This window comes from Streptomyces sp. SID5469 (genome assembly GCF_009862865.1).
GTDB lineage: Bacteria > Actinomycetota > Actinomycetes > Streptomycetales > Streptomycetaceae > Streptomyces > Streptomyces avermitilis.
The window spans coordinates 6,246,256-6,267,149 of the sequence record NZ_WWIN01000001.1; the positions used below are offsets into that span (position 1 = coordinate 6,246,256).

Annotated in this window: 19 protein-coding genes and 1 pseudogene; 9 read left to right on the plus strand and 11 right to left on the minus strand. The window is 71.0% G+C overall.

The features are described from left to right. Positions 1-382 precede the first annotated feature (382 nt). The 3 genes and pseudogenes from GTY58_RS26870 (at position 383) to GTY58_RS26880 (ending at position 2,121) form a co-directional block, all read left to right on the plus strand. Entirely contained in the window at positions 383-1,024 is a 642-nt protein-coding gene (locus tag GTY58_RS26870) for a helix-turn-helix domain-containing protein (RefSeq protein WP_010986545.1), read from the plus strand. A gap of 50 nt (positions 1,025-1,074) precedes the next feature. Continuing rightward, a pseudogene (locus tag GTY58_RS26875) lies at positions 1,075-1,311 on the plus strand (o-succinylbenzoate synthase); the annotation flags it as partial. A 15-nt stretch (positions 1,312-1,326) separates the two neighbouring features. After that, a complete protein-coding gene (locus tag GTY58_RS26880; RefSeq protein ID WP_010986546.1) occupies positions 1,327-2,121 on the plus strand; it encodes a S16 family serine protease in 795 nt (264 codons plus the stop codon). On the opposite strand, the gene GTY58_RS26885 is transcribed toward GTY58_RS26880, so the two are convergent. From GTY58_RS26885 to GTY58_RS26915, 7 genes are read right to left on the minus strand one after another with little or no spacing between them, the layout of a single operon-like run. Continuing rightward, positions 2,118-2,318: a hypothetical protein gene (locus GTY58_RS26885; RefSeq protein WP_037649958.1), complete on the minus strand. Its 201-nt coding sequence runs from the start codon at positions 2,316-2,318 to the stop codon at positions 2,118-2,120. The genes GTY58_RS26880 and GTY58_RS26885 overlap by 4 nt on opposite strands. Positions 2,319-2,332: 14 nt before the next feature. Next, a complete protein-coding gene (locus GTY58_RS26890) occupies positions 2,333-2,935 on the minus strand; it encodes a metalloregulator ArsR/SmtB family transcription factor (protein ID WP_037649891.1) in 603 nt (200 codons plus the stop codon). 51 nt (positions 2,936-2,986) lie between these two features. Beyond that, entirely contained in the window at positions 2,987-3,949 is a 963-nt protein-coding gene (locus GTY58_RS26895) for a glycine betaine ABC transporter substrate-binding protein (RefSeq protein WP_010986548.1), read from the minus strand. Further along, positions 3,946-4,776 carry an ABC transporter permease gene (locus tag GTY58_RS26900; protein WP_010986549.1) on the minus strand — a complete coding sequence of 277 codons (831 nt, stop codon included), beginning with the start codon at positions 4,774-4,776 and terminating at the stop codon, positions 3,946-3,948. Before GTY58_RS26900 ends, GTY58_RS26895 begins: the two co-directional genes overlap by 4 nt. Beyond that, positions 4,773-6,086, minus strand: coding sequence for a betaine/proline/choline family ABC transporter ATP-binding protein (locus GTY58_RS26905; RefSeq protein ID WP_010986550.1), 1,314 nt, complete (start codon positions 6,084-6,086; stop codon positions 4,773-4,775). The genes GTY58_RS26900 and GTY58_RS26905 overlap by 4 nt, the downstream gene beginning before the upstream one ends. Continuing rightward, on the minus strand, positions 6,079-6,726 hold the full coding sequence (locus GTY58_RS26910; protein WP_010986551.1) for an ABC transporter permease: 648 nt from the start codon (positions 6,724-6,726) through the stop codon (positions 6,079-6,081). Before GTY58_RS26910 ends, GTY58_RS26905 begins: the two co-directional genes overlap by 8 nt. A gap of 23 nt (positions 6,727-6,749) precedes the next feature. Continuing rightward, positions 6,750-7,232, minus strand: coding sequence for an Lrp/AsnC family transcriptional regulator (locus tag GTY58_RS26915; protein WP_037649890.1), 483 nt, complete (start codon positions 7,230-7,232; stop codon positions 6,750-6,752). Between the two features lie 122 nt (positions 7,233-7,354). Between GTY58_RS26915 and hppD the strand changes: the two genes are divergently transcribed. After that, on the plus strand, positions 7,355-8,500 hold the full coding sequence (hppD, locus tag GTY58_RS26920) for a 4-hydroxyphenylpyruvate dioxygenase (protein ID WP_010986553.1): 1,146 nt from the start codon (positions 7,355-7,357) through the stop codon (positions 8,498-8,500). 145 nt (positions 8,501-8,645) lie between these two features. On the opposite strand, the gene GTY58_RS26925 is transcribed toward hppD, so the two are convergent. Then, on the minus strand, positions 8,646-10,235 hold the full coding sequence (locus tag GTY58_RS26925) for a tetratricopeptide repeat protein (protein WP_010986554.1): 1,590 nt from the start codon (positions 10,233-10,235) through the stop codon (positions 8,646-8,648). 92 nt (positions 10,236-10,327) lie between these two features. On the opposite strand from GTY58_RS26925, the gene GTY58_RS26930 reads away from it, so the two are divergent. The 3 genes from GTY58_RS26930 (at position 10,328) to GTY58_RS26940 (ending at position 14,457) form a co-directional block, all read left to right on the plus strand. Further along, the gene (locus GTY58_RS26930) at positions 10,328-11,743 is read left to right on the plus strand and encodes an FAD-linked oxidase C-terminal domain-containing protein (protein ID WP_010986555.1); all 1,416 of its coding nucleotides are present in this window, start codon (positions 10,328-10,330) and stop codon (positions 11,741-11,743) included. A 238-nt stretch (positions 11,744-11,981) separates the two neighbouring features. Next, positions 11,982-13,592 carry an RDD family protein gene (locus tag GTY58_RS26935; RefSeq protein ID WP_010986556.1) on the plus strand — a complete coding sequence of 537 codons (1,611 nt, stop codon included), beginning with the start codon at positions 11,982-11,984 and terminating at the stop codon, positions 13,590-13,592. A 109-nt stretch (positions 13,593-13,701) separates the two neighbouring features. Next, positions 13,702-14,457: an RDD family protein gene (locus tag GTY58_RS26940; RefSeq protein WP_037649888.1), complete on the plus strand. Its 756-nt coding sequence runs from the start codon at positions 13,702-13,704 to the stop codon at positions 14,455-14,457. Between the two features lie 179 nt (positions 14,458-14,636). On the opposite strand, the gene GTY58_RS26945 is transcribed toward GTY58_RS26940, so the two are convergent. Then, on the minus strand, positions 14,637-14,915 hold the full coding sequence (locus GTY58_RS26945; protein ID WP_037649886.1) for a hypothetical protein: 279 nt from the start codon (positions 14,913-14,915) through the stop codon (positions 14,637-14,639). 465 nt (positions 14,916-15,380) lie between these two features. On the opposite strand from GTY58_RS26945, the gene GTY58_RS26950 reads away from it, so the two are divergent. Both GTY58_RS26950 and GTY58_RS26955 read left to right on the plus strand, forming a co-directional pair. Then, complete coding sequence (locus GTY58_RS26950) at positions 15,381-17,726, plus strand: immune inhibitor A domain-containing protein (RefSeq protein ID WP_010986559.1); 2,346 nt, start codon at positions 15,381-15,383, stop codon at positions 17,724-17,726. Positions 17,727-17,847: 121 nt separating this feature from the next. Next, entirely contained in the window at positions 17,848-18,231 is a 384-nt protein-coding gene (locus GTY58_RS26955) for a hypothetical protein (RefSeq protein WP_010986560.1), read from the plus strand. A gap of 383 nt (positions 18,232-18,614) precedes the next feature. Here the strand turns inward: GTY58_RS26955 and GTY58_RS26960 are convergent, their stop codons facing one another. Together GTY58_RS26960 and GTY58_RS26965 are read right to left on the minus strand one after the other, a co-directional pair. Further along, a complete protein-coding gene (locus tag GTY58_RS26960) occupies positions 18,615-19,199 on the minus strand; it encodes an isochorismatase family protein (protein WP_010986561.1) in 585 nt (194 codons plus the stop codon). A gap of 321 nt (positions 19,200-19,520) precedes the next feature. Next, complete coding sequence (locus GTY58_RS26965; protein WP_010986562.1) at positions 19,521-20,849, minus strand: nicotinate phosphoribosyltransferase; 1,329 nt, start codon at positions 20,847-20,849, stop codon at positions 19,521-19,523. Positions 20,850-20,894 lie beyond the last annotated feature (45 nt).

Here is a 20,894-nt window from a genome sequence, read left to right on the forward strand (position 1 = left end):
GTCCGGTCTGGGTAGTCCGGTCCGGAAGGACCAGGATCCCCATGAGGTACCGCAGAGCGGACGCCCGCGTGTGCGCTGTGTGTGAGAGTGGTGTACGCCGGGTGGTGAGCGCTGGGCGTATCGGGGCAAACACAAGTAGTACGTACCGGTCGGTGACCGGATTCTGGACGGAGCCTTCCGCTGAGCGAACCGGCTCGCTACTGTCCCGCTACGCACACGCCCCGTGGCAGCGCCGCCGCGGAGCGCAGCCGTGAAGCGACTGAGCCCGGGAGGAACCCGGGCCGCCAGCCATCGGCGGCCTCTGAAGCGCGTCGCTGACGGGACTCGGCGATGCATCCGCCGCGAGGAGGCCTGCCGACCTCACCACGAAGGAGTGGGCGTCGTGACCGCGGAGACCTCCCAGACGCTCGACCGGGGCCTCAGGGTCCTCAAGTTGCTCGCCGACACGGATCACGGGCTGACCGTCACCGAGCTTTCCAACAAACTCGGCGTGAACCGGACCGTTGTGTACCGGTTGCTCGCCACGCTGGAACAGCACGCTCTCGTACGCCGTGATCTGGGCGGCCGTGCCCGGGTCGGGCTGGGAGTGCTGCGGCTCGGCCGCCAGGTGCATCCGCTGGTGCGCGAGGCGGCACTGCCCGCACTGCGTGCGCTGGCCGAAGACATAGGGGCCACGGCCCATCTCACCCTCGTGGACGGGACGGAGGCGCTTGCCGTCGCCGTGGTCGAGCCGACGTGGACGGACTACCACGTGGCGTATCGCGCCGGGTTCCGGCATCCGCTGGACCGCGGGGCCGCCGGACGGGCGATACTCGCCGCCCGGCAGGCGCCGGTCACCGAGCCCGGATACACCCTGACGCACGGGGAACTGGAGGCGGGGGCGAGCGGTGCCGCGGCGCCGCTCCTCGGTGTGACCGGGGTCGAGGGCAGCGTCGGCGTCGTCATGCTCGTGGACGCCGTGCCGGAGAGGGTGGGGCCGCGGGTCGTGGACGCGGCCCGGGAAGTGGCCGAGGCGCTGCGCTGACGGTCGCCGAAGAAGAGCGCAGTCGGTCGCTCAGGAGCGGCGTGATCTTGGGCATCGGGCGGGCGCCGAACCTCGCCCTCGCCGCCCTGCCCGGCTTCACCCTGCCCGGGGACACCTCCGCCTGCAGCCGGTACTTCGCCGAGGACCTCACCGAACCGTTCGTCCTTCAGGACGGCCATCCGCCCGTGCCGCGTACGCCGGGCATCGGCACCGAGCCGCCGCCGGACGCGCTGCGGCGCTTCACGAGCGCCCGCCGCGACCTGTACGGAGGTGCCGCGGGGCGGTGACGTTAGATTGATCCCGTGCTCTCTCGCCTCTCTCGCCTCTCGCGTCCCAAGGCCGTCGCCGTCTGCGCCGTCCCCGTCGTGGCGCTGCTCGCCACGGCGGTGTTCGCGCCGCTGCCGTTCTCCGTGGCGCAGCCCGGCATGACGGCGAACGTCCTCGGAGAGAACCAGGGCGACGCGGTGATCACGATCAGCGGCGCGGCGACCCGGAAGACGACCGGGCAGCTGCGGATGACGACGATCGAGGCGACGGGCCCGGACGCCGACGTGTTTCTCGGCGATGTGCTGGACGGGTGGTTCCGTACGGACCGGGCGGTGATGCCGCGCGACTCGGTCTACCCGAGCGGGAACAGCGTCAAGGAGATCGAGCAGCACAACGCGGCGGAGATGCAGCAGTCGCAGGACACGGCCGCCCAGGCGGCGCTGTCCTACCTGAACGAGAAGAACGTGAAGGTCACGCTCAAGCTGGCCGACGTCGGCGGCCCCAGCGCGGGACTGCTGTTCTCCCTCGGGATCATCGACAAGCTGGACGGCGACGGCAGCGGCGGCGATCTCACGGGCGGCCGCACCATCGCGGGTACGGGCACGATCGACGCGAACGGAAAGGTCGGCGCGGTCGGCGGGGTCGCCCTGAAGACCCAGGCCGCCCGGCGTGACGGGGCGACGGTCTTCCTGGTGCCGAAGGCGGAGTGCGCGGACGCGAAGTCGGAACTGCCGAAGGGCCTGCGACTGGTTCCGGTGACCACGCTGAAGGGCGCGGTCGACGCCCTGACGAACCTGGAGAAGGGGAAGGACTCGGTCCCCGCCTGCTAGTGGGCCGGTGTCACCGTCATCCGGGGTGCGGAGGCGATGCGCAGGCCGACCTCGACTAGGGTCCAGCCGAGTCGGGCGCGCAGATTCCGGGGCTGACGGGCTTGATGGGCCTCGGTGGCGAGCCGGTGCGCTTCGGCCTCGGCCCGCAGTTCGGCGGCGCGGGTGTGGTGCAGGGCCAGGTGCGTGACAGGGTCGATCATCGGAGTGCCTTTCAGTTCGTGGTGAAGGGGAAGGCGTGCGTGTGGATGCGCACCTGCTCGGCGTCGGGGGTGCCCTCGGCGGGAGCCAGCGCGCGGTAACTCTCGACCAGGTCGTGCATCTCGCGGATCAGTTCGCGGGCGAGGTCGGGTGTCAGCCGTAGCGTCATGTCGCTCATGTCGGTGGCCCTGATCCACTGCCGGGACCAGTCGTTGCGGGTGCCCAGCCAGGTCGACAGCTCCCTGGCGTGTGTCGTCGCGACCTCATGCAGGAACACGTCGGCGGCGCCGCGCACGGCCGGGTCGGGGTCCTTGAGCAGCGCGTCGTCGAAGTCCAGGCCCTCGTCGGCCGCCTTCCACCAGCGCTCCCGCCCCTTGCCGTGCTCGGGGGCGTCCACGACGAAGCCGTGGGCGGCGAGCTGTCGCAGGTGATAGCTGGTCGCCCCGCTGGACTCGCCGAGGCGCTCGGCGAGCTGCGACGCGGTGGCCGGCCCTCGCTGCCGCAACGCGCTCAGCAGCTGCATACGCAGGGGGTGGGCGAGGCCGCGCAGTGAGCGGGCGTCGAGGGTGCGGTACTGCTGCTGCGGCTTCTGAGGCCGTTCCTGCTCCTCCGTCATGCGTACAAAGATAGCGTTGCAAAGACTCTGTTGCAACGGGTTCTTTGCAAGTCACCCTCCCTTGACGAACCCCTCCTCCTTCATCCAGTCCAACGCCACCTGGTGCGGGTCCTGTCCGTCCACGTCCACCTTGGCGTTCAGGTCCTGGGCCACCGTGTTGTCGAGTTTCCTCGTGACGGGGTCGAGGACCTCGGCGATCGCCGGATACTTCTTCAGCGCCTTCGTGTTGATCTCGGGCGCCACGTTGTAGTTGGGGAAGAACTTCTTGTCGTCCCGCATCACCACCAGGTTCATCGACTTGATGCGCCCGTCGGTGGTGAACACCTCCCCGTACGTGCAACTCCCCTTCGCCACCTGGGTGTAGATGATCCCGGTGTCCATCTGCGTGATGTCGGCCGCGGGCAGCTTCATGCCGTACGCCTTCTCCATGCCCGGCAGTCCGTCCGCGCGGTTGGCGAACTCGCTCTCCACGCACAGCGTGACGGCCTTCGGGTCCCGCTTGGCGAGCGCCGCCACGTCGGACAGCGTCTTCGTGCCGTACTTCTTGAAGTTGGCCTGGTTCATGGCGAGCGCGTACGTATTGTTGAGGGTGGACGGCGCCAGCCAGGTCACCCCGTTCTTCAGGTCCGCGTCACGCACCGCCTGCCACTGCTTCAGCGGGTCGGTGATGGGCTCGCTGTTGCCCAGGTACGTGATCCAGGCGGTGCCCGTGTACTCGTACATGCCGTCCGCGTCCCCGTTCTTGACCGCCTCGCGCGCGCCGACGGACCCCTGGATCCCGGTGCGGTCGAGGACGTCCGCGCCGGCCGCCTGGAACGCGATGCCCATGATCGCGCCGAGAATCAGCTGCTCGGTGAACTCCTTCGACGTGACCGTGAGATGCGCGCCCTTCAATGGCTCGCCCTTGCCGATCGAGCCGGGCCTGACGTCGTCGACCATCGGGGAGCCGCTGGTCAGCCCGCAGCCGGCGGCGGCCACCAGAACCCCGGCCAGCAGCAGACACCCGCGCCTCATGTCTCCACCTCCAGCCCGCGCGGCCGCAGCAGCACTTCCGCCAGCGAGGCGAGCCAGTCGACCAGCAGGGCCAGCGAGACCGTGAGGATCGACCCGAGGACCAGTACCGGCATCCGCTGGTTCGTGATGCCGGTGGTGATCAGCACCCCGAGTCCGCCGCCTCCGCCGAAGGTGGCGAGGGTCGCCGTGCCGACGTTCAGGACGAGGGCGGTGCGTACGCCCGCGAGGATCAGCGGTACGGCCAGCGGGAGTTCGATCCGGGTGAGCACCCCCGGCGAGGACATGCCGATGCCGCGCGCCGCCTCCAGGACCGTGGGATCGTTCGCCTTCAGACCGGCGATCGTGTTGGCCAGGACCGGCAGGATCGCGTAGATGATGATGCCGATCAGGGCCGCCTTCTGGCCGGTGCCCAGCCAGATCACCAGCAGCGCCAGCAGACCGATGGCGGGGGTCGCCTGCCCCATGTTCGCGATGGTCATCGCGATCGGGGTCGCCTTGCGGAAGGCCCTGCGGGTGAGCAGGATGCCCAGCGGGATCGCGATGATCAGCACGAAGAACGTGGAGATCGCGGTGAGCTGGATGTGCTGCCACAGGGCCTTCGACACCTGCCCGTTCGACAGCGCGTTCTCGGAGAGCGGGTCCAGGCGCGCCTGCTGGAACCACACCCAGGTGGCGAGCAGCAAGGCCGTGAGGACGGTGGGCAGAACGGTGAGCTTCTGCCAGGTGAGCCGAGCGGTGCGGGGCTTTGCCGGGGGAGCCGGAGCGGCCTCGGCTCCGTCCTCCTCCCGCCGCGCGGTCCCGTCCTCGTCCAGCCGGGGAGTCGTCACGCCTTCTCCTCCCCGGCGTCGACGCCCTCCTGCTCCGCGTGCGTCTGCTGGGCCCGTGCCTCCTCCAGCTCGTGCTGGTGCTCCATCGCGTCGAGCCGGTCGGCCTCCAGCATCTCGTGCACGGAGTTGATGAGCGTCTCCATGTCCACCACGCCCGTGTACTCCCCGCGCCGCCCGGTCACCGCGACCCGCCCCGCGTTGTCCGTGAGCACCGCCTCCAGGGCGTCCCGCAGCGTGGCGTCCCTGGTCACCGTGTCGGACACCAGGGTGCCCGCGCGGGCCAGCGACCCTTTGGCGCGCATGAGGTCACCGCGCCTGAGCCACTTGTACGGGCGGCGCCGCCGGTCGAGCAGCAGGATCTCGTTCGTACCGGACGACCGGAGCTTGCCGAAGATCTCCTGGAGCGGATCGTCGACGGTCACGGCCGGGTAGTCGTGGATCTCCACGTCCCGTACGCGGGTGAGGTTCAGCCGCTTCAGCGCGGCGCCCGCACCCACGAACCCGGACACGAAGTCGTCGGCGGGGTTGGTGAGGATCGCCTCCGGGGTGTCGAACTGGGCGATGTGCGACCGTTCGCGCAGGACGGCGATCCGGTCGCCCAGTTTGATCGCCTCGTCGAAGTCGTGGGTGACGAAGACGATCGTCTTGTGCAGCTCGTACTGGAGGCGGATCAGCTCGTCCTGGAGGTGATCGCGGGTGATCGGGTCCACCGCGCCGAACGGCTCGTCCATCAGCAGCACCGGCGGATCGGCCGCGAGCGCCCGCGCCACCCCCACGCGTTGCTGCTGGCCGCCGGAGAGCTGACGTGGATAGCGCCCGTGGAACTCCGCCGGGTCGAGGCCGACCAGGTCCAGCATCTCCTCGACCCGCGCCTTGATCCGCGAGCCCGGCCAGCCGGCCATCTTCGGAACGAGCGCGATGTTCTGGGCGACCGTCATGTGCGGGAACAGCCCGGAGGACTGGATCGCGTACCCGATCTTGCGGCGCAGCTTCACCGGGTCCATGTCGGTGACGTCCTCGCCGCCGATGCGGATGCGGCCGCCGGTCGGTTCGATCAGCCGGTTGATCATTTTGAGGGTCGTGGACTTCCCGCACCCCGAAGGGCCCACGAAGACGACCAGCTCGCCGGCCTTGATGTGCATGTTGACGCTGTCCACCGCGGGCTCGTGGCTGCCCGGATAGCGCTTGGTCAGGTTCTCCAGCTCGATGGTGGCGCCGGAGGTCGGGGCCGGGGCCCCGGTGGCCGGGGCGCCGGCGGTCGGACCCTCGTCGGCAGGGGTTTCGGTGGACGTCCCGGACACGTCAGGCACGGATCCCCCTCGGGATGGTCAGCCGTCCGATGAGGACGTACGCGGCATCGAACAGCAGTGCGAGGATGATGATCCCGATCGTGCCGGCGAGCACCTGGTTGAGCGCGTTCTTGCTGCCCAGGGAGGCGAGGCCGCGGAAGATCTCGTTGCCGAGCCCGGGTCCCGAGGCGTACGCGGCGATGGCGGCGATGCCCATCAGCATCTGCGTGGAGACCCGGATCCCGGTGAGGACCGGCGGCCAGGCGAGCGGCAGCTCGACCCGCAGCAGCCGGGCGGCACGGGACATGCCGATGCCCGTCGCCGCGTCGACCAGCGACGGATCGACCCCGCGCAGGCCCACGATCGCGTTGCGGACGATCGGCAGCAGCCCGTACAGCGTGAGCGCGATGACGGTCGGCGGGACGCCGAGACCCACGACCGGGATCAGCAGACCGATCATGGCGAGCGACGGCATGGTCAGAATGGTCGACGTGGTCGTGGTCGCCAGGTTTCCGGCCCATTCGCTGCGATAAGTGACGACGCCGACCACCACACCGATGGCGGTCGCGACGACCATGCACTGGAAGACGGCGCTGGCGTGCTGGTAGGCATCCGTGAGCAACTGTTGGCGGTGGCTGCCGAGGTACTCCAGGAAGTTCACACGCTGTCACCCCAGAAGCTCGGTCACTCCCGTCGGTCGCGGTCCTCCGCGGCCTGCTCCACCAGCGGGATGATCCGCAGCGGAACGGGGTTCTCCATGACGATCGCCGTGGCGGCCCGGACGATGCCATCAAAGCCGACAACCCGGTCGATCACACGCTGGAGATCGGCGTTCGAGCGGGCCACCAGCCGGCACAGCATGTCGCCGCTGCCCGTGGTCGTATGCAGCTCCAGCACCTCCGGCACGGTCGTCAAGTGCGCCCGTACGTCGGGCCCTTGCCCCTGCCGGATCTCGAGCGTCGCGAAGGCCGTCACCGGATATCCGAGCGCCGCCGGGTCCACCTGCGGTCCGAAGCCGCGGATGACTCCATTCGACTGAAGCCGGTCGAGCCGCGCCTGCACGGTGCCGCGCGCGACCCCGAGCCGCCGGGACATCTCGAGCACTCCGATGCGCGGCTCCCGCGCCAGCAGCACCAGGAGCCGGCCGTCCAGATGATCGATCGCCACGGCAGCCCCTCCAGTGGTCATCCTGTACATGCAGCCCCACGCCATGGGCGGTGCACTGAACACATTGTCCAGCGGACAAGCCAACTATTGCGCACCTTGCGGAACGGAGCGACCCTGCCGCCATGACGCAGACCACACACCACACTCCCGACACCGCCCGGCAGGCCGACCCCTTCCCGGTGAAGGGAATGGACGCGGTCGTCTTCGCCGTAGGCAACGCCAAGCAGGCCGCGCACTACTACTCCACCGCCTTCGGCATGCAGCTTGTGGCGTACTCCGGACCGGAGAACGGCAGCCGCGAGACCGCTTCGTACGTCCTCACCAACGGCTCGGCACGCTTCGTCCTCACCTCCGTCATCAAGCCCGCCACCCCCTGGGGCCACTTCCTCGCCGACCATGTGGCCGAGCACGGCGACGGCGTCGTCGACCTCGCCATCGAGGTCCCGGACGCCCGCGCCGCCCACGCGTACGCGATCGAGCACGGCGCCCGCTCGGTCGCCGAGCCGTACGAGCTGAAGGACGAGCACGGCACGGTCGTCCTCGCCGCGATCGCCACCTACGGCAAGACCCGCCACACCCTCGTCGACCGGACCGGCTACGACGGCCCCTACCTCCCCGGCTACGTGGCCGCCGCCCCGATCGTCGAACCGCCCGCCCACCGCACCTTCCAGGCCATCGACCACTGCGTCGGCAACGTCGAGCTCGGCCGGATGAACGAATGGGTCGGCTTCTACAACAAGGTCATGGGCTTCACGAACATGAAGGAGTTCGTGGGCGACGACATCGCGACCGAGTACTCGGCGCTGATGTCGAAGGTCGTGGCCGACGGCACGCTCAAGGTCAAGTTCCCGATCAACGAGCCCGCCCTCGCCAAGAAGAAGTCCCAGATCGACGAGTACCTGGAGTTCTACGGCGGCGCGGGCGTCCAGCACATCGCGCTGAACACGGGTGACATCGTCGAGACGGTACGCACGATGCGCGCCGCCGGCGTCCAGTTCCTGGACACGCCCGACTCGTACTACGACACCCTCGGGGAGTGGGTGGGCGACACCCGCGTCCCCGTCGACACCCTGCGCGAGCTGAAGATCCTCGCGGACCGCGACGAGGACGGCTATCTGCTCCAGATCTTCACCAAGCCGGTCCAGGACCGCCCGACGGTCTTCTTCGAGATCATCGAACGCCACGGCTCGATGGGATTCGGCAAGGGCAACTTCAAGGCCCTGTTCGAGGCGATCGAGCGGGAGCAGGAGAAGCGGGGCAACCTGTAGGCGGCGCGGCCCGGGACGCCCGGGAGGAGCTGGCGGCGCCGGTCACCCGCAACGCCCTGATCGGCACGGCCGCGGTCTGACTCCGGCCGGCACCGAGGGGGCTGCCGCGGGTTCGGCACCGCCGGCCCGTCGGCGGCCCCCGGGCTCAGCGGGCCTCCGGCTCCTGCGGAACCGGCGTCGACGCGCCCGGGGGCGGCACCTGCTCCGTCTGCGCGGGATCCACCGACTCCGCGGCCTCCGGCGTCTGCGCGGCCTCCGCGGCCTCGGCGGCCTCGGCCTCAGCGGCCTCCACTTCCTCGTCACCCGGCAGCCCCTCCGCGGGCGGCTCCCCGAGTTCGGCTAGTGTCTCCTTCGCCATCGGAGCGAACCAGGGCGAGAAGTGAGGGTTGATCCGCAGCGCCTCGGCCAGATGGCGCCGCGCCGGTGCCAGCTGGTCGAGCGCCCGTTCGATCTCGCCGCGGTGGTACGCGTACAGGGCGCTGCGCACCCCGCCCCCGTGCTCCTTGTCCATCGCCTTCGTGGCGAAGCCGAGCGCCTCCTGGTCCTGCCCCGCCCGGTGCAGCGCCCACCCCAGCGCGTCCGCCACCCGGATGCTCGGCTGCCGCTTCCACTCCTCCCGCAACTCCCGTACCGCCACCTCCGCATCCCCGTGGTCGGCCTCGAACTGCCCGACCACCAGGCGGTTGTTCACGCCGCCCGCCGCGTCCTGCCGCACCCGCTCCCGCACCAGGTAGTACTGCACCTGCGCCGCACCCCCGAGCCCCTGCGACTCGTACAGCTCGCCCAGCTCCACCGCGTACGCGGCCAACGGCTGCTTCGCGAGAGCGGCCCGGTACGCGTTCACCGCGTCCGACGTCCGCCCCAGCGCGGCCAGCGCCCGCCCCTGCCCGGCCAGCGCCGCGTGCCGGTCGGGATCCGTCCGCAACGCCGTCTCGAAGTACCGCAGCGCCTGCTCCGGCTCCCCGCGCTCCCACGCCAGCTCGCCCGCCTGCTGCCAGTACACGGCCTGCTCCGCCGGACTGCCCGCCCGCGCCGTCGCGTCCGCGATCGCCGCCGCCGCGTCCTCGCGCCAGCCCCGCGCCCGGTACACCTGAGCGGCCCGCGCCGCCGCCGCCGGCCCCGCGCGCAGGCCGAGCAGCTTGTCCAGCGTCTTCCCCGTGGCCTTGTAGTCGCCGAGGCCGTCGTACGCGTCGATCAGCTGCGCGTACGCCGGCCACTGCTTCGGCGCCATCTTCACCGCCGCCTCCCCCCACTGCTTCGCCTCGCGGTAGTCCCCGCGCGCGTTCGCCAGCGCGGCGAGAGCGCCCAGCGCCTCGGCGTTCCGGCGCGGCGCCACGTTCAGTGACGTACGCAGCGCCTCCTCGGCCTTCGGGAAGTACGCGGCGTCGGCCGTCCCCTTCCCCTGCGCGACGTACGCGGCCCCGAGCACCGCCCACGACCGCGCGTCCCGCGGATGGGCCCGCAGATGTGTCTCGTGATCCGTGACGAGCGCCGCCAGCGCGGGCAGCGCGACGGGCACCCCGGCCCCCACGGCCGCCTTCGCCTGCGCCACCGGCCCCGCCATCGGGCCCGCCGCAGGCGCCGGCGGCGCCGCGGGTTCCCGCCCGGCCGGCGGCAGCAGCATCAGCACCCCGCCGAGGACGAAACACCCGGTGATCGCGCCGATCAGGGCACGCCTGGCAACAGGGGACAGGCCCCGCTCGGAGGGCAACGGCTGTTGCTGTTCGATCTCCATGCCGCTCACTGTGCGTCAATACGAAGACCACATCCCGGGACACGAAGAGCACCGCGGACGGGGTTCACACCGATGGCCCCGGGTGCGAACCTGTGATCATGAGCCGTAGCGAAACGTCGCCCGACGAAGATCCACCAGCGACCGGCAACCTCGTGGACCGCCTGCTGAGCGGTCTGCCCGCAGAGGCCCTCCTCACCGACCCGGACGTCACGGCCTCCTACGCGAACGACATGGCGAGCTTCTGCGCGGCGGGCACCCCGGCCGTCGTGGTCCTGCCCCGCACGGTGGAACAGGTCCAGCACGTCATGCGCACCGCCACCGAGCTGCGCGTCCCGGTCGTCCCGCAAGGCGCCCGCACCGGCCTGTCGGGCGCCGCCAACGCCTCGGACGGCTGCATCGTGCTGTCCCTCACCAAGATGGACCACATCCTCGAGATCAGTCCCGTCGACCGGATCGCCGTCGTCGAACCGGGCGTGATCAACGCGACGCTCTCCCGCGCCGTGGGCGAACACGGCCTGTACTACCCGCCGGACCCGTCGAGCTGGGAGATGTGCACCATCGGCGGCAACATCGGCACGGCCTCCGGCGGCCTGTGCTGCGTGAAGTACGGGGTGACCGCCGAGTACGTCCTCGGCCTGGACGTCGTCCTGGCGGACGGGCGGCTGATGAGCACCGGCCGCCGTACCGCGAAGGGCGTCGCCGGGTACGACCTCACCCGCCTCTTCGTCGGCTCCGAGGGCTCCCTCGGCATCGTCGTACGGGCCACCCTGGCACTGAGGCCGCAGCCGCCCCAGCAGCTGGTGCTGGCCGCCGAGTTCGCGTCGACCGCCGCCGCCTGCGACGCGGTCTGCCGGATCATGGCGGGCGGACACGTACCGTCCCTCCTCGAACTGATGGACCGTACGACAGTGAAGGCCGTCAACGCCATGGCGCACATGGGCCTCCCCGAGACCACCGAGGCGCTGCTGCTCGCCGCCTTCGACACCCTCGACCCGGCCGCCGACCTCGCCGCGGTCGGCGCGCTCTGCGAGGCCGCGGGCGCCACCCAGGTCGTCCCCGCCGACGACGCCGCCGAGTCCGAACTCCTGCTCCAGGCGCGGCGGTTGTCCCTCACCGCACTCGAAGCGGTCAAGGGCACGACGATGATCGACGACGTGTGCGTACCACGCTCGCGGCTCGGGGCCATGCTCGAGGGCGTCGAGCGGATCGCCGAGAAGTACGCCCTGACCATCGGGGTCTGCGCCCACGCGGGCGACGGCAACACGCACCCCACCGTCTGCTTCGACGCCGCCGACCCCGAGGAGTCCCGGCGCGCCCGCGAGTCCTTCGACGAGATCATGGCCCTCGGCCTGGAGCTCGGCGGCACGATCACCGGGGAGCACGGCGTGGGCGTCCTGAAGAAGGAGTGGCTGGCCCGCGAGATCGGCCCGGTGGGAGTGGAGATGCAGCGGGCGATCAAGACGACGTTCGACCCGCTGGGCATCCTCAACCCGGGCAAGCTGTTCTGACCCCGTACGGGTGAGAGTGCGAAAGCCCCCGGATCCAGCGCACGGGTTCGGAGAACTTTCTTTCGGATGGGTTCCGGGTCGGGGCCGAATGGGTTCCGAGTCGGTACCGGTCGTGTGAAGGACGGGTGCGGTGTCGCCCGGAAAGGGGGGCGTGCGGCCGGAGCCGCCCGGGGTTGTGCGCGGGTCTGATAGATGTGTATGCCCAACACGACCCCCGAGCAGATACGGGACGACGGACATGAGCGCCCCAACCCCGGCCCCCGGTGACGACAGGCCCCGCGAAGGGTATTACCCGGACCCGTCCATTCCTGGATATGTCCGTTACTGGAACGGCACCGCCTGGGTGCCGGGTTCGAGCCGTCCGGCGCCGTCGGACGGCGAACCGCTCGCGCCCCCGCCCGGCGCGCGGCACGCCCCGGCCTCCGTCGAGGAGACCGGGCCGCACTTCTTCGACGAGGACCCCGAGCCCGCCGCCGACTCCCGGCGGGTGAGCCCGGCCGAGGCCCAGCACGGCAGCAGGCCCGAGCCCGCCTCCGCCTGGGGCGCCGAGCGCGCCCGGCAGACCGGCTTCGGCGGCGACCCGGACCGCCGGGTCTCCTGGGGCGCGCCGCAGGGCGCCGACCCGCGCGTCCCGCGGGCCGCGGACCCGGCCGACGCGGCGCCCCGCCCCGACGGCCGGGCGGGACACCCGGACGGCACCGCACGTACGGACGGGACGGCGACGATTCCGCCCGCGGAAGCCGATGGTTCCGGTTCCGCGCAGCCGCCGGCCTCCGCCGGCACGGTGGTCTTCCGGCGGCCCGGCCACGGCGACGGTGACGCGGGCCCGCGTGACACCTCCGGCCACCAGGGCACCGGCCCCGCCGAGGGCACCATGACGTTCCGCGCGCGGTCCCCGCGCACGGGGGAGCAGGACGGGAGCACGCCGCCGGCCGCCGCCGAACAGCCCTTCGCCGCGTCCCCGCCGAGCGCTCAGGCCGCGGCACGGCAGGCCCTGGGCCTGGACCCCGAGGCGCCGCCCGCAGGCCCGCAGCAGGCCGGACCGCCCCCGCAGCGGGCCGCCTCGGCCCCGCGCCCGGGCGGCCCCCAGCCGTCCGCGCCGCAGCCCGCGCTGCCGCCGCAGCAGGCCGGCTCCCACTCCCAGCAACCCGCCGGCTCCCTCTCCCCGCAGCCGTCTCCCACCGTCCCGCCACAGGCCGGCGGCGGGGCCTTCTCGGCGACGCCCATGACGAGTGGCGACGGTGGCGGCCAGCCCTCCTGGGCGCAGCAGGTGCACCGACTGGCGGGGCCCGAGGGCGAGCAGCCCGTCGCCCCGTGGAAGCCGCCGGTCGACGACATCTTCCAGGCGGCCGCACGCGCCCACGCGGCGGCGCGGCCCGCCGGGCTCGGCAAGCGGCTGGCGGCACGGCTGGTGGACACCCTGGTCCTGGCGACGGTCACGGGCGTGGCCGCGGTACCGCTCGGCACCAAGGCGATCGACCACATCAACGACAAGGTCGACGCGGCCAAGCTCTCCGGCGAGACCGTCACGGTCTGGCTGCTCGACGGCACGACCGCGGTCTACCTCGGCATCGTGCTGGGCGTGCTGCTCCTGTTCGGCGTCCTCTACGAGGCGCTGCCCACCGCCAAGTGGGGCCGCACGCTCGGCAAGAAGCTGTGCGGTCTGGAGGTCCGGGACATCGAGGGCCACGAACCGCCGTCCTTCGGCCTGGCCCTGCGCCGCTGGCTCGTCTACAGCGTTCCCGGACTGCTCGGCATCGGTGTCGTGGGCGTCCTGTGGTGCCTGTTCGACCGCCCCTGGCGGCAGTGCTGGCACGACAAGGCGGCCCATACGTTCGTGGCGGGATAGCCGCGGGGCGGGGCGGCGGGCGGGAGCAGTGAACCGTACGTCCCGATTCCGTACCCCGTACGGCGGCTCGCCGGATGCGCGGCCGGAGGGTTCGCGGTCGACTCGGGCCATGAGTAGCGAACCGCCGCCCCCGGGCCCCGGCCGACCGGAAGACGACCCGTTCAGGAAGCATCAGCCCCCGCCCGCCGAGGGCGGCGGCTCCCCGTACGGCAACGAGCCTCCCGGGGGCGGGCCGCACGGCAACCAGCCTCCCGGGGGCGACCCCTACGGCAACCAGCCTCCCGGGGGCTCCCCGTACGGCAACGAGCCCCCCGCGGGCGGGCCGTACGGCGGCGATCCCTACGGCGGGGGCGATCCCTACGGCGGGGGCGGTCCCTACGGCGGGGGCCCGTACGGCGGCGCCGACCCCCTCTCGGGGATGCCCCCGCTCGCCGACAGCGGCAAGCGGGTGCTCGCCAGGATCATCGACATGATCCTCGTGGGCATCGTGGTGGTGCTGCTGTCCTGGGCGTTCGGCTTCAGCCCGTACTCGCTGAACGCGGACAGGATGACGTCCGCCGGCGCGTTCGGGCGGGAGGTGATCGCCGCCGTCCTCTACATCGCGTACGACACCTTCCTGATCTCCAAGTCGGGGCAGACGCTCGGCAAGAAGCTGCTGAATCTGCGCGTCGCCAATCTCGACAACGGCGCCACGCCCTCCATGCAGACCTCCCTGATCCGCGCGGCCGTCCTGTGGATCCCGTTCGCGTTCTGCTGCGCCTGCATCTGGACCGCGATCGCGGGTGGTTGGAGCTTCTTCGACAAGCCCTACAAGCAGGGCCTGCACGACAAGGCGGCGAAGACGGTGGTGGTCAGCACCGGTTGACCGGCAGCGCGGCGGCGGCCGGCGGACAGCTCAGCGGAAACCGGCGGGTCCGTGGGAACACGGGCCCGCCGGTGCGTGTGCAGGAACCTTCCGGCAGGTCTCGGGAGCAGGAACCTTCCAAGGTCTCGGGAACAGGAACCTTCCCGCAGGTCTCGGGAACAGGAACCTTCCGGCAGGCCTCAGGAACCCGTCGGCTCGGCCCCGGCGGCGACGGAAGCTGTCTCGCGCTGGACCGGAACACGTTCTTCCGGTGTGGCCGGCCGCGAGACGACGGCGGCGGGCGCCGGCTTCGGTACGGGAACCGTCAGGGCCACGAGCAGTCCGAGGGCGAGCGCGGCGAGGGCGATCACGGCGATCCCCAGGCCCGAACTCGTCTGTGACAGCAGCAGCATGGCGAGGGTGGAGAAGATCACGGTGCAGGAACCGTAGGCGAGCTGTGCGGCGGTCGGACGAGGCATGGCCATTCCTCGGGGTGGGGGTCTCCCCCCGGGCCTCTCGCGATGGGGGAGGGTGCGGACAAGTTTTGGATGGCGCCGGGAATCTGGAAATCAAGGGGAGACAACGGTGTCGACTGGGCAATCCATCGACATTCCGACGCTCCGCCAACCGACTCTATTCGCCTGCATGCCCCATCGGAACGAGTAGTAAGCGTGACCTAACCCACGGTGCCGGTGCATAGGGGGCGCACGGAGTCATGCGGTCCACCAACTGGACACGCCGACGCGCCGGTTGGCGAACCAGGATGCCGTCCGTATAGCGAACGAGCGCTCCGCATAGTGCATTTGATCTGTCCAAGTCAAGGTCTGTCTTTTCCTGTAAACCTCCGGTCAAATGGCGTCACTTGACACACGCGTAGACGCGCGCGGACCTTCCATCACACTGGACCCCCCTTCCGCGCGGACGGACGCGGGGGAGGATTTCAAGTGACCAGCAGACCCTGGACGTTCAGAGCGACCGCGATCGGTGTCGCACTCGCGGCGGCCACCGCCACGTTCTCGACGTTCGCCGTGGCTCAGGCCGACGACGCCAAAGCCACGACCAGCGTGGACCGGCGCGACCCGCAGCCGGCCAAGACCAAGGTCGACCACGACCTCGACGGCCCGCTGAGCAAGACCCGGGCGGCCCAGCGCCAAGAGGCTCTGAACCAGGTCATATCCGGCGACGCCAAGGTGCAGAACCGCGGCGGCTCGCAGGTCGTGAAGCTCAAGAGCAAGAAGGGCGACAGCAAGTACGTCGAGCTGGGCCGGGAGCAGACGGACCAGATCTTCACCGTCCTGGTCGAGTTCGGCGACAAGATCGACAGCACGTACGGCGGCACCGCCGGCCCGCTGCACAACAAGATCGCCGCGCCCGACCGCAAGAAGGACAACAGCACGGCCTGGCAGGCGGACTACAACCAGAAGCACTTCCAGGACCTCTACTTCGGCACCGGCAAGAAGACCGAGTCGCTGAAGAAGTACTACGAGAAGCAGTCCTCGGGCCGCTACTCGGTCAACGGCAAGGTCAGCGACTGGGTCAAGGTCCCCTACAACGAGGCCCGTTACGGCTCCAACAAGTGCGACACCTGCGCGTGGAACGCCGTCGCCGACGGTGTCACCGCCTGGGTCGCCGCCCAGAAGGCGGCCGGCAAGTCCGACGCGGCCATCAAGGCGACCCTGGCGCAGTACGACCAGTGGGACCGCTACGACTTCGACGGCGACGGCAACTTCAACGAGCCCGACGGCTACATCGACCACTTCCAGATCGTGCACGCCGGCGAGGACGAGTCCGCGGGCGGCGGCGCCCAGGGCGAGGACGCGATCTGGGCCCACCGCTGGTACGCGTTCGGCACCGACGCGGGCGCCACGGGCCCGGCCGGAAACAAGCTCGGTGGCACGCAGATCGGCGACAGCGGCATCTGGGTCGGCGACTACACCATCCAGCCGGAGAACGGCGGACTCGGCGTCTACGCCCACGAGTACGGCCACGACCTGGGCCTGCCGGACGAGTACGACACCTCCGGTGGCGGCGAGAACGGCACCGGCTTCTGGACGCTGATGTCGGCCGGCTCCTGGCTCGGCACCGGCAAGAACGCCATCGGCGACCTGCCCGGTGACATGGGCGCCTGGGACAAGCTCCAGCTGGGCTGGCTGAACTACGCCAAGGCGAAGGCGGCGACGAAGTCGACGCACAAGCTGGGTGTCGCCGAGTACAACACCAGGAACAAGCAGGCGCTGGTGGTCTCGCTGCCCGACAAGGCGGTCAAGACCGAGGTCGTCGCCCCGGCGCAGGGCGCCACCCAGTGGTGGAGCGGCAGCGGCAACAACCTCAAGAACACGCTGACCCGTTCGGTCGACCTGACCGGCAAGTCGAAGGCCACGCTGGACCTCGACGGCTGGTGGGACATCGAGAGCGGCTACGACTACCTCTACGCCGAGGCGTCCACCGACGGCGGCGCCAACTGGACCGCGCTCGACGGCACGGCGAACGGCACCGCCATCCCGCGTGACGGCAGCGACAAGCCCGCCCTCACCGGTTCGACCGACGCGTACAAGAAGCTGTCGTACTCGCTGGACGCCTACGCGGGCCAGAAGGTCGACGTCCGTTTCCGCTACCAGACGGACGGCGGCGCGGCGCAGAAGGGCTTCGCCGCCGACGAGATCTCCGTGACCGCCGACGGCACGGCTCTCTTCTCCGACAACGCGGAGACCGCGGACGCGGCGTGGACGGCCTCCGGCTTCTCCCGCATCGGCGCGTCCTTCACGAAGGACTACGCGCAGTACTACCTCGCCGAGAACCGCCAGTACGTCTCGTACGACAAGACCCTCAAGGTCGGCCCGTACAACTTCGGCTTCTCGACGACGCGTCCGGACTGGGTCGAGCACTACCCGTACCAGAACGGTCTGCTGGTCTGGCTGTGGGACACCTCGCAGGCGGACGACAACACCAGCGTCCACCCGGGTCAGGGTCTGATCCTGCCGGTCGACGCGCACGCCAAGGCGCTGAAGTGGGCCAACGGCACGGTCCTGCGGAACAAGATCCAGGCCTTCGACTCGACCTTCAGCACGTACAAGACCGACGCGTTCACGCTCCACAACGCCGACGTCGCGCTGAAGATCAAGTCGCACAAGGGCGTGCCGGCCTTCGACGACCGGAAGGGCTCGTACTACGACGCGGCGAACCCGTTCGGCAGCGTCAAGGTCACTGACACCAACACCAAGATCAAGATTGTGAAGGAGCCGAAGGATGGCTCGACGATCACGGTCCAGGTGGGCAAGTCGACGAAGTAACTGACATTTACGCAGGTCAGAGCATGATCGGCCGCAGCCCCCTGGCGGGTTGCGGCCGATCGTGTTTAGGTGCGTGCTGTGGTTTTCTTATTGACACCGGCTCGCACGGGGGTATGACCGCATGGCCGCAGGAGGCTTCTGCAAGCTGCCGAACGGAAGCGTGGTGGTGGCACTGAACCTGCCCAGCCCGCCCGGCTCGGGCACGGCCGTCGCCCTCGGCGCCGGTGCCGCCATGGGCACCGCCACGGACTGCGTCCGCGTCCTCGTACTCGCCCAGAACCGGGCCCGCGCGCTGACCCGCCTGCGCAACCTGGGCATGCGCGCGGTCTACCTGCGAGGCAACGCGGCACCCCCGACCCCGGACGAAATCACGGCGGTCCTGCACCATCCCGACGGCCTGCTGTGGCGCACGGCCCCGGACAGCGGCGTCACACCCCCGGGACCGACCACAGAACTCTGGCACCCGATCAGAGCGCTCCTGCGCCGCCCGGCACCGCAGGCGTAGGAAATGGGTGCGGCGCGTCCGGGTCGGCCGGGCGGGCCACTCGTGGGCCGGTCCGCCGGAGGCTGCGACCGGGGCGGATGAGCCCGATCTCGGCGCCGGGGGCTGCGCCGCCGCGACGGCTGCCGGACGGCCGCCGGTCACTGCCCCGGCGACGGCTTGCCACCGCCGCGATGCTGCGCAGCCGCGAGCCGTGCAGTGGCGGGCCGCGCAGGCACGGGCCGTGCAGCCACGACGGCGATCAGCCGCGACGGCGCCTTCCCGGGATACGAGCCCGGCCGGCTGCCGCTCCGTGGCATCGGCCGCGACGGCGCTCTCCCGCGGTGCCGAACCGACCGTCTCCCGCTCACCGCTCCCGCTCGCCGGAGGCCTCCGCTCCGCTACAGCTACACCACCGGCTTGCCCGAGAGTTCCACGCCCGCCGAGCGCAGTTCCTCCAGTGCCCGCTCCGTGGATTCCTCGGCCACGCCGGCCGTGAGGTCCAGCAGCACCTGGGTGCGGAACCCCTCTCTCGCGGCGTCCAGCGCGGTAGCGCGCACGCAGTGGTCCGTGGCGATCCCCACCACGTCCACCTCGCCGATCTCCCGGGCCCGCAGCCAGTCGCCCAGCGACACCCCGTTCTCGTCGACGCCCTCGAACCCGCTGTACGCCGCCGCGTACGCGCCCTTGTCGAACACGGCGTCGATCGCGCCGGAGGCGACGGCGGGTGCGAAGTTCGGGTGGAAGCCGACCCCCTCCGTGCCCGCCACACAGTGCGCGGGCCAGGAGTGGACGAAGTCGGGGTTGTCGGCGAAGTGGCCGCCGGGCGCGACGTGGTGGTCGCGGGTGGCGACGACATGGCGGTACCCGGCGGGCGCCTGCCCAATCAGCTCGGTGATCGCGGCAGCCACATCGGCACCTCCGGCCACCGCGAGGCTGCCCCCCTCACAGAAGTCGTTCTGCACGTCTACGACGATCAAGGCGCGGCGCATGGTCGGTGTCCTTCGGCTTGGCAGAGGTGTGGTGGAGGGGAGAGGAAGGCGGGGGGGGCGAGGGGTGCGGACGGGAGTGGCGCGGGCAGGAGGGGTGCGGGCCCGGCCGTACGTATATGAACTACCGAGCCTAGAGACTTCGCGTGCGGGGCGGGAGGGGGCATTCGGCGTCGTGCCGGTGCGCGGGCGGCGCTGCCATTGCATGCCCGCCGGTCGCCCGTTCATTCGCGTTTCCGCCAGGGTGGCCGGAGCCGTACCCTGCCGACGCCTCCGCTTCCCCCGCCGCTTCCGAGGCCCCCGCCCGCCCGGACGGGGGCTCGGTCACACGTACTCCGTCGGGATCACCGGCTCCCCGCGCGACAGCTGGTTCGCCGACAACGGCAGACCGGCACGGGCGGCCGCGTGCCGGTCCCGTACGACGTCGAGGGACTCGCGGGCGACGACCTGGCCGCCCTTTATCAGCTCCACGAGCAGCTGACGGCCCTCCAGACCGGCCGGCACGGGCCCCGTCCCGATCACCTCGGCCTCGGCCACCCCGTGCTCGTCGAGCCGGCGCGCTGCCCACTTCCGCCCGCCGATGGAGGTCTTCCCGCCGGTCGACTTCTTCGCCACCGGCTCCAGCGGAGCCGCCGGGTCCGCCGAGTGGGCGCGGGCCACCAGTTTGTAGACCATCGAACATGTCGGATGGCCGGATCCCGTCACCAGCTGGGTGCCGACGCCGTACGCGTCCACGGGCGCCGCGGCCAGCGAGGCGATCGCGTACTCGTCCAGGTCCGAGGTCACCACGATCTTCGTTTCGGTCGCGCCCAGGTCGTCCAGCTGCTGCCGCACCCGGTGCGCGACGAGCAGCAGGTCCCCGGAGTCGATGCGCACGGCACCGAGCTCGGGCCCGGCGATCTCGACGGCCATGCGTACGGCCTCGGCGACGTCGTACGTGTCCACGAGCAGCGTCGTGCCCCGGCCCAGCGAGTCCACCTGGGCCCGGAAGGCGTCCCGCTCGGTGTCGTGCAGCAACGTGAACGCGTGCGCGCTGGTACCGACCGTCGGAATCCCGTACCGGAAGCCCGCGGCCAGGTCGGACGTGGTCGCGAAGCCGCCGACGTACGCGGCCCGCGCGGCGGCGACGGCGGCCAGCTCGTGGGTGCGCCGGGCGCCCATCTCGATCAGCGGGCGCGCACCGGCGGCGGAGGACATGCGGGAGGCGGCGGCCGCGATGGCCGAGTCGTGGTTGAGGATGGACAGGATCACGGTCTCCAGGAGCACGCACTCCGCGAACGAGCCCTCGACCCGCAGCAGGGGCGAGCCCGGGAAGTAGACCTCGCCCTCGGGGTAGCCCCAGATGTCCCCCCGGAAGCGGTACGAGGCGAGCCACTCCAGGGTCGGCTCGTCCACGATCCGCCGCTCGCGCAGGAAGCCGAGGAGGGCGGCGTCGAAGCGGAAGTTCTCGACCGCGTCCAGGACGCGCCCGGTCCCGGCCACGACGCCGTACCGCCGCCCCTCGGGCAGCCGTCGGGTGAAGACCTCGAAGACCGAGCGCCGTTCGGCGGTCCCGGCGGCCAGTGCGGCCTGGAGCATCGTCAGTTCGTACTGGTCGGTGAAGAGTGCCGTCGACGGAACATCCACCGGCAGCCCAAGGTCCGCTGGGTTCACTGTGCTTTCCTCGCAATTCGCTCCGGACGCCCCCGGTGTCGGCCG